Below are 16,308 nucleotides of genomic sequence, written 5' to 3'. Positions count from 1 at the left end.
TACTGGACGTGCTCGGGCTTTCGGCCGGTGCGGTGAGTGGGGGCACCTTCCACGCCTTGCAGGCAGTGGGGGAGCGTGCCGGGCGTCGCGACGGGGCGAACGTTGCCTGCCGCGGCACTAGCAGCACACCGAGCAAGGGAACACCGTCATGACCACCGCCTCGGAGCCCTTGAAGCACGTCCCCGCCCCCGGATCCCCCGCACGCCGGGACCCGGCCGGCCCGGCGGTCCGCCCGGAGCCGCCGGAACCGGGCCTGTCGGTCCGTCAGGTGCTCGGTCTGGAACGGGTGCTGGCCGGGGAGCCCGAGGTGGTGGCCGGCGCCGGGCAGCTCGACCGGCCGGTGCGCTGGGTGCACGTCGCCGAGGCCGCCGACGTGGGCGTGATGCTCAGCGGCGGGGAGATGGTGCTCACCACCGGGGTCCTGCTGGCTGGCGACGCGACCAAGCAGGCCGAGTACATCCACTCCCTGCACCGCGCCGAGGCCGCCGCCGTCGTCCTCGGACTGGGCCGCGCCTTCCCCGCCCCGCCCGACGTCATGCGACGGGCGGCCGAGCGGTGCGGGCTGCCGCTGGTCGTCCTGCACCGGCCCTTCCCCTTCGCGGAGCTGACCGAGGAGGTCCAGTCCCGGCTGGTGCGGCGGAAGTTCGCCGCCGTCAGCCTCTCGGAGGCCGTACGGACCGCGCTGACCGCGCTCATCACCGCGGGCGCCCCGCTGCAACGCCTGCTCGACGAGGTCGCCCAGCACAGCGCCTGCCCGGTCGTCGTCACCAACCTCGCCCACCGCGTCCTGGCCACGGCGGGGGAGCGGTCCGCGGTGGACGACGTGCTGCGCGACTGGGACCGCATCGCCCGGCAGGCCGGCGGCGGCCAGGGCGACGGCTGGATCCGCGCCGAACTCGGCGGACGCGGGGAGCACTGGGGCCGGATCGTGCTCTGCGGCCACCGGGGCGACACCGCCACCGGACGGCTCCTCGCCGACCGGGCCGCCGAGGCGCTCGTCCTGCACCGCATGCTCGGCGGCACCGCGGCCGGCTCCTGGGAGGAGCAGTCCGCGCAGAGCCTGCTGACGGACCTGGTCGGCGGCATCGTGCCGGCCCGGCAGCTCCTGCCACGCGCGCGTGCCGCCGGACTGCCCGTCAACCGGCGCACGTTCGTGCCCCTCGTGGTGCGCGACGGCGACGCCGCCCGGCTCGACCGGGTGCTGCGGCTGCTCGGGATGCCGGGGCTGGTCGCCGAGCTGGCCGACGGAGCCACCGCCGTGCTGCTGAGCCTGGCCCGGGACCAGGACGCGGAGGCGCTCGCCGCCCGCTTCGCCACCCGGCTGCGCACCGGGGCGGGTGCCCGGACGACGGTCGTCGCCGCCGCCGGCGCGCGCACCGCCTGGGACGACGTGCCCGCCGGTCTGCGCGAGGCACGGCATGTGGCGGACGCCGTCGCGGACTCCCCGGCCGCACGCGACCTGCCGGCCGTCGTCCGGCTGCGGGACGTGCATCTGCGGGGGCTGGTCCGGCTGCTGCGGGACGACCCGCACGTGCAGTCCTTCGCGGAACGCGAGCTGGACGGGCTGCTGCGCGGCGGCGAGGACGATCTGCTGGCCGTCCTGCGGACCTATCTCGCCACCGGCCGCAACAAGTCCCGCACCGCCCAGCTGCACCACGTCTCCCGGCCGGCGCTCTACCGCCGCCTGGAGGCGATACAGGCCCGTCTGGGAGTCGACCTGGACGATTTCGAGCAGGCCGCCTCGGTGCACATCGCGCTCCTCGCGCACGACGCGCAACAGGGGTGAACGGTGCCGTGAAACAGCGGAGAAACATGGGACGAGCTGGGAAAACGGCGGTGAGACATGGGACCGGCACGAGGTGACACCGTGGCACGCCGGACGCCCGCAGACGTGACACGGTGCAACTCAACGCCGCCCCCGCGACTTCCTAGGCTCGCCGCACACCGAGCTACCGGAGGTCCCGATGAGCCGAGTGATCCGCGCCGCCGTCTTCCAGACCGCCTGGACCGGCGACAAGGAGTCGATGATCCGGGTGCACGAGCAGGCCGTGCGCGACGCCGCCGCGCAGGGCGCCCAAGTCCTGTGCTTCCAGGAGCTGTTCTACGGCCCGTACTTCTGCCAGGTCCAGGACCCCGCGTTCTACGCGTACGCCGAGCGGATCCCGGACGGGCCGATCGTCCGGCGCTTCCAGGCGCTCGCCCGCGAGCTGGGCATCGTGCTCGTACTGCCGATGTACGAGGAGGAACAGCCCGGAGTCCTCTACAACACCGCCGCGGTGATCGACGCGGACGGCTCCTACCTCGGCAAGTACCGCAAGACCCACATCCCGCAGGTGAAGGGCTTCTGGGAGAAGTTCTACTTCCGCCCCGGCAACAGCGGCTGGCCCGTCTTCGACACCGCCGTCGGGAAGATCGGCGTGTACATCTGCTACGACCGGCACTTCCCCGAGGGCTGGCGGGCGCTGGGCCTGGCCGGGGCCGAGATCGTCTTCAACCCGTCCGCCACCTCGCGCGGCCTGTCCGCCTACCTGTGGCAGCTGGAGCAGCCGGCGTCGGCCGTCGCCAACGAGTACTTCGTGGGCGCGATCAACCGGGTCGGGGTCGAGGAGTACGGGGACAACGACTTCTACGGGACCTCGTACTTCGTGGACCCGGCGGCGCAGTTCGTCGGCGAGCCGGCGAGCGACAAGGAGACCGAACTCGTGGTCCGGGACCTCGACATGGCGACACTGCGCGAGGTCCGCGACCGCTGGCAGTTCTACCGCGACCGGGCGCCGGGCGCGTACTCGCCGCTGACCGCGCCCTGAACCCCCGGGTGCCCCGCCGACAGCACGTACGACCGGAAGGAGAGGGAGCATGAGCCGTACCGTCATCCGTGGTGGACTCGTCATCACCGCGTCCGACGAGATCCACGCCGACGTCCTGATCGAGGACGGCCGTGTCGCCGCCCTCGCAGCCTCCGGCACCCCGGCCGCCGAGGCCTGGACGGCCGAGCGGGTGATCGACGCCACCGGGAAGTACGTCGTCCCGGGCGGTGTCGACGCCCACACCCACATGGAACTGCCCTTCGGCGGCACCTTCGCCTCGGACACCTTCGAGACCGGCACCCGGGCCGCCGCCTGGGGCGGCACGACGACCATCGTCGACTTCGCGGTGCAGAGCGTCGGACACACCCTGCGCGAGGGCCTGGACGCCTGGCACGCCAAGGCCGAGGGCAACTGCGCGATCGACTACGGCTTCCACATGATCGTCTCCGATGTGAACGACGAGACGCTCAAGGAGATGGACCTGCTGGTGGAGGAGGGCGTCACCTCCTTCAAGCAGTTCATGGCGTACCCGGGCGTCTTCTACTCCGACGACGGCCAGATCCTGCGCGCCATGCAGCGCTCCGCCGAGAACGGCGGCCTGATCATGATGCACGCCGAGAACGGCATCGCCATCGACGTGCTGGTGGAGCAGGCACTGGCCCGCGGGGAGACGGACCCCCGCTACCACGGGGAAGTGCGCAAATCGCTGCTGGAGGCCGAGGCCACCCACCGCGCGATCAGGCTGGCGCAGGTCGCCGGGGCGCCGCTGTACGTCGTGCACGTCTCGGCCATGGAGGCGGTCGCCGAGCTGGCCAGGGCGCGTGACGAGGGGCTCGACGTCTTCGGCGAGACCTGCCCGCAGTACCTGTTCCTGTCCACCGACAACCTTGCCGAGCCCGACTTCGAGGGCGCCAAGTACGTCTGCTCCACCCCGCTGCGCCCGCGGGAGCACCAGGCGGCCCTGTGGCGGGGCCTGCGCACGAACGATCTCCAGGTGGTCTCCACCGACCACTGCCCGTTCTGCTTCGTCGGGCAGAAGGAGCTGGGCCGCGGCGACTTCTCCAAGATCCCCAACGGGCTGCCGGGCGTCGAGAACCGCATGGACCTGCTCCACCAGGCGGTCGTCGACGGGCACATCACCCGGCGCCGCTGGATCGAGATCGCCTGCGCCACCCCCGCCCGGATGTTCGGCATGTACCCGAAGAAGGGCACCATCGCCCCCGGCGCCGACGCCGACGTCGTCATCTACGACCCGCACGCCGAGCAGGTGTTGTCCGCCGGGACGCACCACATGAACGTCGACTACTCGGCCTACGAGGGCAAGCGCGTCACCGGCCGGGTCGAGACCGTCCTCTCGCGCGGCGAACCGGTCATCACCGAGCGGGAGTACACCGGGCACGCCGGGCACGGCGCGTACACCCCCCGCTCCACCTGCCAGTACCTCAGCTAGGAGCGGTGCTCATGGACTTCGGACTCGTACTCCAGACCGACCCGCCGGCCTCGCGAGTGGTCTCCCTGATGAAGCGGGCCGAACGCAACGGCTTCACACACGGCTGGACCTTCGACTCCGCCGTGCTGTGGCAGGAACCGTTCGTCATCTACAGCCAGATCCTCGCCAACACCAGCAGGCTGACGGTCGGGCCCATGGTCACCAATCCGGGCACCCGCACCTGGGAGGTCACCGCCTCCACCTTCGCCACCCTCAACGACATGTACGGCAACCGCACGATCTGCGGCATCGGCCGCGGCGACTCCGCGATGCGCGTGGCCGGCCGCAAGCCGAACACGCTGGCCCGGATCAGCGAGGCCATGAAGGTGATCCGGGCGCTGGGCAACGGTCAGGAGGCCGATCTCGGCGGCACGGTGATCCGGTTCCCCTGGATCAAGGACGACGCCCGGCTTCCGGTCTGGATGGCGGCGTACGGCCCCAAGGCCCTGAAGATGACCGGTGAGGAGGCCGACGGGTTCATCCTCCAGCTCGCCGACCTCTATCTCACCGAGTACATGGTCAAGGCAGTCAAGGACGCGGCCGCAGCCGCCGGACGCGACCCCTCCGAGGTGCGGATCTGCGTGGCCGCGCCCGCCTACGTCACCGAGGACGACTCGCCCGAGGCGCTCGCCCACGCACGCGAGCAGTGCCGCTGGTTCGGCGGGATGGTCGGCAACCATGTCGCCGACCTGGTCGCCAAGTACGGCGAGCACTCCGCCGCCGTACCGGACGAACTCACCGACTACATCAAGTCCAGGGAGGGCTACGACTACTCCCACCACGGGCGCAGCGGCAACCCCGACACCCGGTTCGTGCCCGACGAGATCGTCGACCGGTTCTGCCTCGTCGGGCCGGTCGAGAAGCACATCGAGAAGCTGAACGCCCTGCGCGAACTGGGCGTCGACCAGTTCGCCGTCTACGACATGCACGACGCGCAGGAAGCGGTGATCGACGCGTACGGCGCGCAGGTCATCCCCGCGGTCAACGCCTGACCGCACCCCTTCGGGAATCGCGCGCGCCGGCGCGGATCCGACCCCCCACACCTTGTCTCCCCTCCTCGCGCACCGGGGAGGGGCCCAAGGCCCCCGCACGGCCTCTCCCGTCCCCTTTTCGTCGATTGGCCTGCTCATGACCGACACAGTCCCCACGGGGTCGCCCGCCGCCCAGACCGCCGACGCCGACGGCCGGATAGAGATCGCCCCCGAGGCGTATCCCGCCGACAGCCCCTTCGCCAACGAAGACCTGCGTCCCGTCCCGGTCGCCGAGCGCAAGTGGACGACGTACAACTTCGCCGCGCTGTGGATCTCCATGGCGCACTGCATCCCCAGCTGGACCCTGGCCTCCGGCCTGGTCGCACTCGGCATGGACTGGAAGCAGGCGGTCTTCACCATCGCCCTCGCCAACGTCATCGTGCTGCTGCCGATGCTGGCCACCGGCCACGCCGGGCCCAAGTACGGCATTCCCTTCCCGGTGCTCGCCCGCGCCTCCTTCGGACTGCGCGGCGCCAACGTCCCGGCCCTGATCCGCGCGGCCGTCGCCTGCGGCTGGTTCGGCATCCAGACCTGGATCGGCGGCAGCGGCATCTTCCTGCTGGGTTCCAAACTCACCGGCGGTGAGTGGGAGAAAGCCGGCCAGATCGCCGGCAACCCCTGGCCGCTGTGGCTGTGCTTCCTGCTGTTCTGGGCCGTGCAGATGGCCGTCATCCACCGCGGCATGGACTTCCTGCGGCACTTCGAGAACTGGGCCGCGCCCTTCGTGATCGTCGGCGCGTTCGTGCTGCTCGTCTGGATCGCCGTGCAGGCCGACGGATTCGGCCAGCTGCTGTCGCAGCCCTCCCGGCTGGGCTGGGGAGCCGACTTCTGGCCGGTCTTCTTCCCCTCCCTGATGGGCATGATCGGCTTCTGGGCCACCCTGTCGCTGAACATCCCCGACTTCACCCGCTTCGGTGCCAGCCAGCGGGCCCAGACCTGGGGCCAGTCGCTCGGCCTGCCCACCACGATGACCCTCTTCGCGATCCTCGCCGTCCTGGTCACCTCGGGCTCCGAAGTGGTCTACGGCGAGGCGATCTGGGACCCGGTCGCCCTCGCGGCCCGGACGGACAACGTCTTCGGCCTGCTCTTCGCGCTCATCACCGTGCTGGTCGCCACCATCTCGGTGAACATCGCGGCGAACGTCGTCTCGCCGGCGTACGACCTGGCCAACCTGGCCCCCAGGTTCATCAACTTCCGTACGGGCGCGCTGATCACCGGCGTCGTCGGCATCCTGATCTTCCCGTGGAAGCTGATCTCCACGCCCGAGTTCTACATCTTCACCTGGCTCGGTGTGGTCGGCGGCCTGCTCGGCACGGTCGCGGGCATCCTCATCGCCGACTACTGGATCGTCCGCAGGACCGTCCTGCACCTGCCCGACCTCTACACGCCCGGCGGCCGGTACTGGTACTCCTCCGGCTGGAACCTGAGGGCCGTCGCGGCCTTCCTGGTCGGCGGAGTCCTCGCGGTCGGCGGCTCGTACTCGGGGGTGGGGGCGGACGGGACGAAGACGGGTCCGTTCCCGGCCGACGGGCTGATCCCCTTCCTCAAGCCGCTCGCCGACTACGGCTGGGCGGTGGGGCTGGCCACGTCGCTGCTGCTGTACGTGGCCCTGATGCTGCCGAGGGAGCGCGCCGCTTCCTGAGAACCGTTCCGAGGGCGGCCGGTCTACCGGCCGCCCTCCAGCGCGGCCACCGCCTCCTTGGCCGCCTTGATGGCGCCCTTGTTCATCTCGTCCGAACTGGGCGCGTCCTTCGACTCGAAGTCGGAGCCGTTGTAGGTGATGACCACCAGCGCGTTGGCGGCGCGCACCATCGCCACGGCCTCGCGCGTCTTCTGCCCGTCCTCGGTGGTGAGGTTCACGACGGAGTAGCCCTCCGCGCCGACGCCGGGGACCTCGCCCCCGCCGCGCTTCTCCTCGACCCGCTCCCTGTACTTCTTCTGCGCCGCGTCGTCGGAGTCGCTGATCTCGAACGAGACGTCGAGCCAGCGGTACTCGTAGCCCTTGAGCGCGTTCCAGGAGCAGGTGCGGCGGACCGACTCGTCCGTGGACGCGATCTCCTTGCCGGCCGTCTTGGCGTTCGGCACGAGCGAGGTGATCGACTTCTTGGCCAGCGCGGTGCAGGGCGCGGGGGCATCGGTGTAGGTCTTCGCCGCGGCCGTCTCGGACGGCGCCGACGCGGACTGGCCCCCGCTCCGGCCGGCCGCCCGGTCCTGGGTCTCCGGCTCCGACGAGTCCGGGCTCGAACTGAGGGCCCAGCCCGCACAGGCGAGCACGACGACGGGGGTCAGACGGGCGAAGAGGGCGAGCGGCAGAGGAAGAGAACGCAAGGCGCACTTCTCATGGGGGTCGGTGCGGAGGGGTCCGCACTGCGGACGGGACGCCAGTGTCACACGAGTCACTGTGGGGCGGAAGTGCCAACTCGCTCCGTGCCCGCGCGGTAACTCGGGCGTACCGATGATGCGTTGTGTGTCCGGTTATGTCCGTTGCTTGGGCGGTGGCCGCACGACGGCGCGCGTCGCGTGCGGGGGCGCTCAGGTTTCGGCGGCCGCCGTCCGGATGTCCTCACGGGTGTGGCCCAGCAGCTCGTCCATGTCGCCGAGCCTCGGGTCGAGTTCCTCGGCGCGCGGCGCGACCTGCCGCAGCCACTGCTCCGTGGCGAGCGCGAGTTCGACCGATTCGTGGGTCCGGCCGTCGCCGAGCTCCTCCTCGATCCGGTAGGCCAGGCTGCCGAGCGTCTCGTCGTCGGTCTCCGGCACCAGATACCCCCGCAGGCCCTCCGGGTACGGCGTCCGCTGCCGGAACTCGCGCAGCGCGGTGACCACCGCGTCGTCCGAGCTGTACTGGTCCAGCAGCCCCATCAGGACGTACAGCCGCGCCGTCAGCCGTGGCATGCCCGGGTACCGGTCCAGCCAGGCCAGCAGCTCGGGCTGGCCGCCGACGTGATCGGTGACCTGCGACAGCTCCGCGGCGATCGTATTGGGCAGCGACCAGTGGAACGGCACCAGCCGCGCCACCTGGTCGGCGAGCGCCGCCTCGCCCGGGGCGTCGAGCCGGTCCGCGACGAACTCGCTCACCGCGACGGGGTCCAGTGCGAAACCGGTCGGCGCGGACCGGTCCGCCGAGGGGTGCGACCCCGGCGGGTGCAGATGCAGAAGCTCGGCGGCGATCTTGCTGAGTGGTTTCTCGTGCATGAATCCTCCCGGCACACCGTGCGCCGCCGTGCGCCGTGAGCGGGTGCCCGGCGCCCGGCCGCGCGCCGTGGTGGCCCGGCCCGGCGCGATCAGCCGTCCGGACCCGCGACAACAACACTCTGCCGCACCGGCGCCGGGGGTGCGCGTTCGTCCGTGCGGGCCCGCCGGACCGGCCGTCCACCGGGGTCCGCCGGGCGCGGCCGGCACCCCCGCCGGACGGAAGATCCATGTGGCGACCCGCCGTTTCGGCGGTGAGACTGGGGGAAGCGGCCCCTGACGATGGGTGAGCCATGAACACCGTTGAGGAAAAGATCGAGGTCGCGGTCCCGGTGCGCACCGCGTACAACCAGTGGACCCAGTTCAAGAGCTTTCCGCGGTTCATGTCGGTGGTGCAGAGGGTCGACCAGGTCAGGCCCGCCGTCACCGTCTGGGTCATCGGCCTCGGACCTGTGCGCCGCGAGTTCCAGACGGAGATCGTGGAGCAGAAACCGGACACCTGTCTGATCTGGCGGAGCCTGGAGCGCCGCCCGAGCCATCGGGGCGAGGTGTGGTTCCGGCCGTCCGCCGCGGGCGGCACGGAGGTCACGGTGCGGATCCAGGTCGAGCCCCGCCGCGCGAGGACCCCCCTGACCGGGGCCTCCCGGGCGGCCGGCCGCGTCGTGCGCCATGAGCTCGGGCACTTCAAGCAGTTCATCGAGGGGCTGGGGGAAGAGGGCGGGGGCTGGCGGGGGACCATCCGCAACGGGCGCGTCCTGCCGGCGGAACCCGCACCCCCGAGGAGCCGGGTGGCCAGCTGGCCCGTCGGCTGACCCTCGTGCCGCACCTGCCGAGCGAGAGGCAACCTGATGCACAAGGCGCCCGACGAAGAACCGGAGGAATCGCTCACCGTCACCCCGCCCAAGAAATGGGCGGCGGGTGTGCCCGCCGTGGTGCACGCGCTGGAGTACTCCCTCCAGGAGACGTCGGCGAAGAACACCGGTGTGACGCTGCTGACCATGAACCAGGTCGGCGGCATCGACTGTCCGGGCTGCGCCTGGGCCGACCCCTCTCCGGGGCACCGGCACCGCAACGAGTACTGCGAGAACGGCGCCAAGCACATCAACGACGAGGCGACGACGCGGCGCGTCACCGCCGACTTCTTCCGCCGGCACTCGGTCTCCGACCTCGGCCGACGGTCCGACATGTGGCTGAACCAGCAGGGACGGCTCACCGAACCGGTGGTCAAGCGACCCGACTCCGACCACTACGAGCCGATCAGCTGGGGCGATGCGCTGGGGCTGCTCGCCGCGGAGCTGACGTCCCTCGACTCACCCGACGAGGCGGTGTTCTACACCTCCGGCAGGGCCAGCAACGAGGCCGCTTTTGTGCTCCAGCTGTTCTCCCGGGCGTTCGGCACCAACAATCTGCCGGACTGCTCCAACATGTGCCACGAGTCCAGCGGATTCGCCCTGCACCAGACCCTGGGCACCGGCAAGGGGACGGTCAGCCTCCACGACCTCCACCACGCCGACCTGATCTTCCTGGTGGGGCAGAACCCGGCGACCAACCATCCGCGCCAGCTGTCCGCACTCGAACAGGCCAAGAGCAACGGCGCCCGCATCGTCGCGGTGAACCCGCTGCCCGAGGCCGGCCTGCTGCGGTTCAAGAACCCGCAGAAGGCGAGCGGGGTGATCGGACACGGCGTCCAGATCGCCGACCGGTTCCTGCACATCCGTCCCGGCGGCGACCTGGCGCTCTTTCAGGGACTCAACCGGCTCCTGCTGGAGGCGGAGGACGTCCGGCCCGGCACCGTACTGGACCACGAGTTCATCGCCGAGCACACCAGCGGCTTCGAGGAGTTCGCCGAGCACACCCGGGCCGTCGAGTGGGAGGACGTGCTCGCCGCGACCGGGCTGACCCGCACGGAGATCGAGCGGGTCCACGAGGACGTCCTGCGCAGCGAGCGGGTCATCGTCTGCTGGGCCATGGGCATCACCCAGCACCGGCACGGCGTGCCCACCATCCGAGAGATCGTGAACTTCCTGATGCTGCGCGGCAACCTCGGCCGGGCCGGCGCCGGCGCCTGCCCGGTGCGCGGGCACAGCAACGTGCAGGGCGACCGCACCATGGGCATCTGGGAACAGATGCCGGACTCGTTCCTCGACGCGCTCCAGGGCGAGTTCGGCTTCGACCCGCCACGCGCCCACGGGCTGGACTCGGTGAACTCGATCAGGGCGATGCGCGAGGGCCGCATCAAGGTCTTCCTCGCCCTCGCCGGCAACTTCGTCCGGGCGGCCCCGGACAGCACGGTCACCGAGGAGGCCATGCGCACGTGCCGCCTGACCGCTCACATCTCCACCAAACTCAACAGGTCGCACACGGTGTGCGGCCGGACGGCGCTGATCCTGCCGACGCTCGGGCGCACCGAACGCGACTTCCAGGCCGGCGGCGAGCAGTTCGTCACCGTGGAGGACTCGATGAGCGAGGTGCACGCCTCGTACGGGCGGCTGCAGCCGGCCTCCAAGCTCCTGCTCAGCGAGGTCGCCATCCTGTGCCGGCTGGCCCGGCGCACCCTCGACGGCAGGGCGGACGTCCCGTGGGAGGAGTTCGAGGCCGACTACGGTGCGATCCGCGACCGGATCTCCCGCATCGTGCCCGGACTGCACGACTTCAACCGGCGGGTGGCGCGCCCCGGCGGCATCCGGCTGCCGAACCCGGTCAACGAGGGCGTGTTCCCCACCCCGCTCGGCAAGGCGCTGTTCACCCGCAACGACTGGGAGCCGCCGCACCTGCCCGAGGGGCACCTGCTGCTCCAGACCCTGCGCTCCCACGACCAGTGGAACACCGTCCCGTACACGCCCAACGACCGGTACCGGGGCATCCACGGCAGCCGCCGCGTCGTCCTCGTCAACCCGCAGGACGTGGCCGCCCTCGGCCTCGCGGACGGCCGGCACGTCGACCTGGTCAGTGTGTGGACGGACGGCGCGGAGCGCCGCGCCGAGGACTTCGAGGTGGTGCCGTACCCCACCACCCCTGGTTCCGCCGCCGCGTACTACCCGGAGACCAACGTGCTGGTGCCGCTGGACAGCGTCGCCGAGTTCAGCAACCAGCCGACGTCGAAGGGCATCGTGGTCCGTCTGGAGCCCACGGGCACGCCGGCCTTCGCGGGCTGACCCGGGCGGCGCCGGCCGCGCGACCGGGCCGGTCCCGTCCCCCGCGGCGGACTCCTCCAGCGCGTCGGCGAGCGCCCGCAGGGCGGCGGCGACGGCCAGGCGCTGGGGCCGGTCCGGGTGCACGAACCGCCCCGCCACGGCCAGGGCCCAGGCCACCGCCGAGGCCGCCGCGGCCAGCGCCGTCTGCGGCAGGACGTCGGCGGCGGCCGTCGGGGTGTTGGCGGCCACCGCGAAGGAGAACAGCAGCAGCACCGCGCCCAGCCCGCCCAGCCGGGTCGCGTCGCACACGAACTTGGCCGATCCGGCGACCAGGGCCGTGGCCGCGACCACCACGTAGGCGCCGGCCGCCCCTTCCCTCGGCTGGACCAGCGCGGACAGCGCCGACCCGCATCCCACGCACGCCGTCATGGCCACCCCGACCAGCGCCAGGACCCGGGCCCGGCGCGGATAGGGCAGATCGCGCCCGAAGGTGGTGGTGAAGGAACCGAGCATGGCGTGGACGGCCAGGTCGGGCCGGCCGCCGGCACGATCGGCAGTGCCACCAGCGCCATGGCCGGCGCCGCCCGCAGAGCGAAGCCGAGCGCCCCGTCCACCCGCCGCACGGCCAGTGCGCCGCGCGGCGAGAGAACCCGCGCCACACCGGCGACCGACCGCCGCCCCTGACTCCTGACGGCGGTATGAGCGGGCTGACCAGCGGTGCGGCCGTTACGGTTGGGGCTCATGGGTTCCTGGTTGCCGCTGTCCGCGGTTCCCCGGCTCTCCGGGGCGGTGGCCCTCGGAGCGGTGGTCGGCGCGGTCGTCGGCCTGGCGACCGACACACCGCTCGGGGTGCTCGCGGGTATCGCGGCGATGGAGACGTCCTTCGTGGTCGCGGGCTGGTTCGTGCTGTGGCCGATGAACGCCGTCGCCACGCGCCGCAACGCGGGACGCGAGGACTTCCGTCCGCTGGCCGAGGAACTCGTCGTCATCGCCGCCGCGCTGTGCGGCCTGGCCGGCATCGTGGTGCTGCTGCTCGGCCACTCCGACACCGCCCACGCCGCGACGGCCCTGGGCGGTGTGTTCATGGCCTGGTCGGCACTGCACCTGATGTACGCCACCCGTTACGCGAGCACCTACTACGTGACACCGGCGGGCGGAATCGACTTCAACTCCCCTCACCCACCGGCGTACCGGGACTTCCTGTACTTCAGTTACAACCTCGGCATGACGTACCAGGTGTCCGACACGGACGTCTCCAGTTCGGCCGTCCGGGCGATGGTGCTGCGGCACTCCCTGCTGTCCTACGTCTTCGGTACCAGCATCCTCGCCACTGCCATCAACCTCGTCGCCGGAATCGTGACCGGCTGACACCGTCATTCCGGCCGACACCGTCATTGATCATCGTCGGACCATTTCCGGCGGGCGTCAAAGAGGTGCCGCCGATGACTCGACAGGCAGCGGTTGTCCGGGCGGCCACCGGTACGCGGCGGCACGGCGGGCCGCAGGCGCCGTGAGCGGGCTCGGCTCCGCCGGGGACCGGAACCGCGGGACCAGCCGTCCGGACGGCTGCGGTGGCGGCCGGCGCGCGGAGGCAGTGGGCTGGAGTCATGAGCGACGACGAGAACATCCGCACCTGGACGGAACGGCTGCTCAGCGAGGTGCCCGAGCTGTCGCCGGAAAAGGCCCGGAGGTTTGTGCACGACCTGTACTTCGCCGCCCAGCGGGCGCTCGACACGGAACGGGGGGAGGCGGACTTCGAACGGGAGGAGTAGATCCGGGCGAGGGCGAGAGCGAGAGTGGGTGCGGGGTCGACGCCGGCGGGCGGGCCGGAGCGGGCGGCCCGTGGGTCGCGGTCCGGTGAGGTCTTGACGACGTCGGTCAGTGGTCCGCCGGAGGGGCGGACGCCGCGGCCAGGAACCGCCGGCGATCGACGACGACCCGGTCGATCTCACCGTCCGCGACCAGCCGGCCCGAGGCGTCGACGGCCCGCACCGGGAACGTCAGGCGCCGGCCCGCGGCTTCGGCGGGTGCCTCGGCGACCACCTCGACCCGGCCGCCGACACGTGTGGCGCGCAGATGCTCGACACGGATCGCGGTCCCCACGGTCGTCTGGCCGGCGTCGGTGAACGGCGCCGCGGCCACCATCGTCGCCGCTTCCATCCAGGCGATCAGCCGCGGGGTGGCGAGCACGGGGACGTCGCCGCTGCCCACCGACACCGCGGTGTCGGCGTCGGTCACCACATGTCGCATCGCACCACGCTAACCGCCCCCGCACGCGGTCCCGGCCTACGACACCGTGGCGGGTCCCTGCCCCCGCGCGGTGCCCCGGCACGGGAGGCCACAGGGGAGCCCGCACGGAGGCCGCGCGGGAGGGCGCGTGGGACGCGACGGCGTGACAGGCCGCGTCGATCACCTCATCGAAAGTGCCTCTTTGACTTCGTGCCAGGTGCACGCCTCCCGCGGACGACTGGCCCCGGCCTCCCCGCACCTGCTCAGCGAGGTCGCCATCATCGGCTGGCTGGCCCGCCGTACGCTGCGCGACGGGCGGAACCCGTGCCCACGCGCGTGGAACCCCTTCCCGCGCGTGGCTGAACCCGCCGACGGCACACCGTGCCCGATGATCACAGCAGGGGCGCGCCGTGTCCGATGATCACAGCAGGGCGGTGCCGGCACCGTGTGCCGGCCCCGGCGCCGGGAACCGGACCCCGAGGAGAGGACCGCACACGATGGGGCGAGTGACCGCGCGACGCAGGGTACTGCGCATCCGGGAGGGGACGTCCTCGTACCGGCCGGACACCCTGGCCGCCGAGGAGCCCATGGAGATCCGGGTCGGCGGGCGCCCGCTCACCGTGACCATGCGCACCCCGGGCGACGACTTCGACCTGGCGGCCGGATTCCTGGTCGGCGAGGGCGTGGTGCACGCAGCCCACGAGGTGACCGCCGTCCGCTACTGCGCGGGCGCCACCGCGGACGGCGGCAACACGTACAACGTGGTGGACGTCGCGCTGGCCCCGGGTGTCGCCGCGCCCGACGCGTCGCTGGAGCGGAACTTCTACACCACCTCCGCCTGCGGCCTGTGCGGCAAGGCGAGCCTGGACGCGGTGCGCACCACGGCCGCGTGGTCGGTGGCCGGGGATCCGCTGCGCGTAGGGCCCGAACTGCTGTCGGCGCTGCCCGACCGGCTGCGCGCGGCCCAGAAGGTGTTCGACAGCACCGGCGGGCTGCACGCCGCGGGACTGTTCAGCGGCGACGGCGAACTGCTCTGCCTCCGCGAGGACGTTGGCCGTCACAACGCCGTGGACAAGGTCGTCGGACACGCCCTGCGGTCGGGACTGGTGCCGCTGCGCGGGACCGTGCTCATGGTCAGCGGCCGGGCCTCCTTCGAACTGGTGCAGAAGGCCGTCATGGCCGGGATCCCGCTGCTTGCGGCCGTCTCGGCGCCGTCGTCGCTGGCCGTGGACCTGGCGGCGGAGAGCGGGCTGACCCTGGTCGGCTTCCTGCGCGGCACCTCGATGAACGTCTACACCGGAACCGAGCGCCTGAGTCCGCAGCAGGTCGCCTGACCGCGGGGCGAGGACCCCGGCAGGGCCGGCGCACGGTCACCGGCGCGTCCCCGCGTCACCGCCCCAGGTCCCCCGGGAGCCGCTCCAGAGCCGCCTCCACGTCGGTGCTCCGGGCGAGCTCCCGCAGGGCCCGCGCCATCACCGAGCCCGGCTTCCTGGCGGTGGTGACCAGTCCGACCGATACCTCCCGCGCGGGCTCGACCAGCGGCACCGCCCGCATCCCGGGTGGCACACCGAAGACGTGCAGCCAGGCGTGCGGCACGATGCCGGCCCACCGGCCGGTCCTCACATGGGCGAACAGTCCGGCCACCGAATCGGTCTCGACCCGGGGCGACGACCGCAGCCCGACCTCCGCGAACACCTCGTCCACCACCCGTCGGCCCTGCACGGCCCCGGTCAGCAGACACAGCGGCAGCCGCGACGCCTCCGCCCAGGAGACCGTCGCCCGCTGCGCCGTCCCGTCGGCGGCGCCGGTCAGCAGCACGTGCCGCTCCCGGTACGGCGCGACGGCCCGGAAGGTGTCCGGCAGATCCTCGTGCAGATAGGTGATCCCGGCGTCGATCTCGAAACGGGTCAGCTGCCGGAGGATGTCGTCGGCCTGGAGATCGCCCAGCACCGTCACGGTGACCAGCGGGCGCGCCGCGCAGAACGGGGCGGTCAACTGGGCCACGGCGCCGGCCGCGGTGGGGATGACGCCGATCCGCAGCGTGCCGCTCAGCCCGGTGCGCAGGGCGCCGACCTCGTCCTTGAGGGCGTCGCGGTCGGCCAGGATCCGCTGCGCCCACACCACGATGCGCTCGCCCTCGGGAGTGAGGCCCTCGTACTTCCGGCCGCGCCGGACCAGCGGGACGTCCAGCTCGTCCTCCAGCTTCCGGATCGCCTCCGAGAGCGCGGGCCGGGAGACGTAGCAGGCCTGCGCGGCACGGGCGAAGTGCCGCTCCCGGGACAGGGCGACCAGGTACTCGAGTCGGCGAAGCAGCACACCGGTGATCTACCCGGCGGGCCGCCGGAACGCCGGGCGGGAGCGAGGCGGAACGGGCCGGTCGATAGCCTGCCGGCTGACCGGGCGACCCGCCGCCCCGGCCCCGAACAGCG

General features: G+C 72.1%; 15 protein-coding genes. 11 read left to right on the top strand and 4 right to left on the bottom strand.

What is annotated here, in order from left to right; translation table 11 throughout:
• Nucleotides 1-148: 148 nt before the first annotated feature.
• From DN051_RS09800 to DN051_RS09780, 5 genes are all read left to right on the top strand, one after another.
• Complete coding sequence (locus DN051_RS09800) at nt 149-1,786, top strand: PucR family transcriptional regulator (protein ID WP_246040985.1); 1,638 nt, start codon at nt 149-151, stop codon at nt 1,784-1,786.
• 178 nt (nt 1,787-1,964) lie between these two features.
• Nucleotides 1,965-2,807 carry a nitrilase-related carbon-nitrogen hydrolase gene (locus tag DN051_RS09795; RefSeq protein ID WP_053761141.1) on the top strand — a complete coding sequence of 281 codons (843 nt, stop codon included), beginning with the start codon at nt 1,965-1,967 and terminating at the stop codon, nt 2,805-2,807.
• A gap of 49 nt (nt 2,808-2,856) precedes the next feature.
• Entirely contained in the window at nt 2,857-4,257 is a 1,401-nt protein-coding gene (gene hydA / locus DN051_RS09790) for a dihydropyrimidinase (RefSeq protein WP_053761142.1), read from the top strand.
• 11 nt (nt 4,258-4,268) lie between these two features.
• Nucleotides 4,269-5,288: a TIGR03842 family LLM class F420-dependent oxidoreductase gene (locus DN051_RS09785; protein WP_053761143.1), complete on the top strand. Its 1,020-nt coding sequence runs from the start codon at nt 4,269-4,271 to the stop codon at nt 5,286-5,288.
• 136 nt (nt 5,289-5,424) lie between these two features.
• Entirely contained in the window at nt 5,425-6,969 is a 1,545-nt protein-coding gene (locus DN051_RS09780) for an NCS1 family nucleobase:cation symporter-1 (RefSeq protein WP_053761144.1), read from the top strand.
• Nucleotides 6,970-6,992: 23 nt separating this feature from the next.
• On the opposite strand, the gene DN051_RS09775 is transcribed toward DN051_RS09780, so the two are convergent.
• Both DN051_RS09775 and DN051_RS09770 read right to left on the bottom strand, forming a co-directional pair.
• On the bottom strand, nt 6,993-7,655 hold the full coding sequence (locus tag DN051_RS09775; RefSeq protein ID WP_053761145.1) for a hypothetical protein: 663 nt from the start codon (nt 7,653-7,655) through the stop codon (nt 6,993-6,995).
• A gap of 204 nt (nt 7,656-7,859) precedes the next feature.
• Nucleotides 7,860-8,519 carry a hypothetical protein gene (locus tag DN051_RS09770; RefSeq protein ID WP_053761146.1) on the bottom strand — a complete coding sequence of 220 codons (660 nt, stop codon included), beginning with the start codon at nt 8,517-8,519 and terminating at the stop codon, nt 7,860-7,862.
• A 290-nt stretch (nt 8,520-8,809) separates the two neighbouring features.
• Here DN051_RS09770 and DN051_RS09765 point away from each other — a divergent pair, with 290 nt between their 5' ends.
• The 5 genes from DN051_RS09765 (at nt 8,810) to DN051_RS45775 (ending at nt 13,422) form a co-directional block, all read left to right on the top strand.
• The gene (locus DN051_RS09765; RefSeq protein WP_053761147.1) at nt 8,810-9,328 is read left to right on the top strand and encodes an SRPBCC family protein; all 519 of its coding nucleotides are present in this window, start codon (nt 8,810-8,812) and stop codon (nt 9,326-9,328) included.
• A gap of 36 nt (nt 9,329-9,364) precedes the next feature.
• Nucleotides 9,365-11,671, top strand: a complete 2,307-nt coding sequence (locus tag DN051_RS09760; protein ID WP_053761148.1) for an FdhF/YdeP family oxidoreductase — start codon at nt 9,365-9,367, stop codon at nt 11,669-11,671.
• 495 nt (nt 11,672-12,166) lie between these two features.
• Nucleotides 12,167-12,334, top strand: a complete 168-nt coding sequence (locus DN051_RS47785; RefSeq protein WP_162624900.1) for a hypothetical protein — start codon at nt 12,167-12,169, stop codon at nt 12,332-12,334.
• Nucleotides 12,335-12,391: 57 nt separating this feature from the next.
• Nucleotides 12,392-13,018 (top strand): DUF1345 domain-containing protein, encoded by a 627-nt coding sequence (locus DN051_RS09750; RefSeq protein WP_053761149.1) that lies wholly within the window; start codon nt 12,392-12,394, stop codon nt 13,016-13,018.
• A 239-nt stretch (nt 13,019-13,257) separates the two neighbouring features.
• Entirely contained in the window at nt 13,258-13,422 is a 165-nt protein-coding gene (locus DN051_RS45775) for a hypothetical protein (protein WP_199314911.1), read from the top strand.
• A 106-nt stretch (nt 13,423-13,528) separates the two neighbouring features.
• Here the strand turns inward: DN051_RS45775 and DN051_RS09745 are convergent, their stop codons facing one another.
• Nucleotides 13,529-13,900, bottom strand: coding sequence for a thioesterase family protein (locus DN051_RS09745; RefSeq protein WP_053761150.1), 372 nt, complete (start codon nt 13,898-13,900; stop codon nt 13,529-13,531).
• A gap of 476 nt (nt 13,901-14,376) precedes the next feature.
• Here DN051_RS09745 and fdhD point away from each other — a divergent pair, with 476 nt between their 5' ends.
• A complete protein-coding gene (gene fdhD / locus DN051_RS09735; RefSeq protein ID WP_112438521.1) occupies nt 14,377-15,213 on the top strand; it encodes a formate dehydrogenase accessory sulfurtransferase FdhD in 837 nt (278 codons plus the stop codon).
• Nucleotides 15,214-15,268: 55 nt separating this feature from the next.
• Here fdhD and DN051_RS09730 read toward each other — a convergent pair whose 3' ends face one another.
• Nucleotides 15,269-16,195, bottom strand: a complete 927-nt coding sequence (locus DN051_RS09730) for a LysR family transcriptional regulator (RefSeq protein WP_112438520.1) — start codon at nt 16,193-16,195, stop codon at nt 15,269-15,271.
• Nucleotides 16,196-16,308: the final 113 nt, after the last annotated feature.

The organism is Streptomyces cadmiisoli, assembly GCF_003261055.1.
Lineage (GTDB): Bacteria > Actinomycetota > Actinomycetes > Streptomycetales > Streptomycetaceae > Streptomyces > Streptomyces cadmiisoli.
Note: the sequence above shows the minus strand (reverse complement) of the source record. Positions and strands in the feature narration are given on the sequence as shown.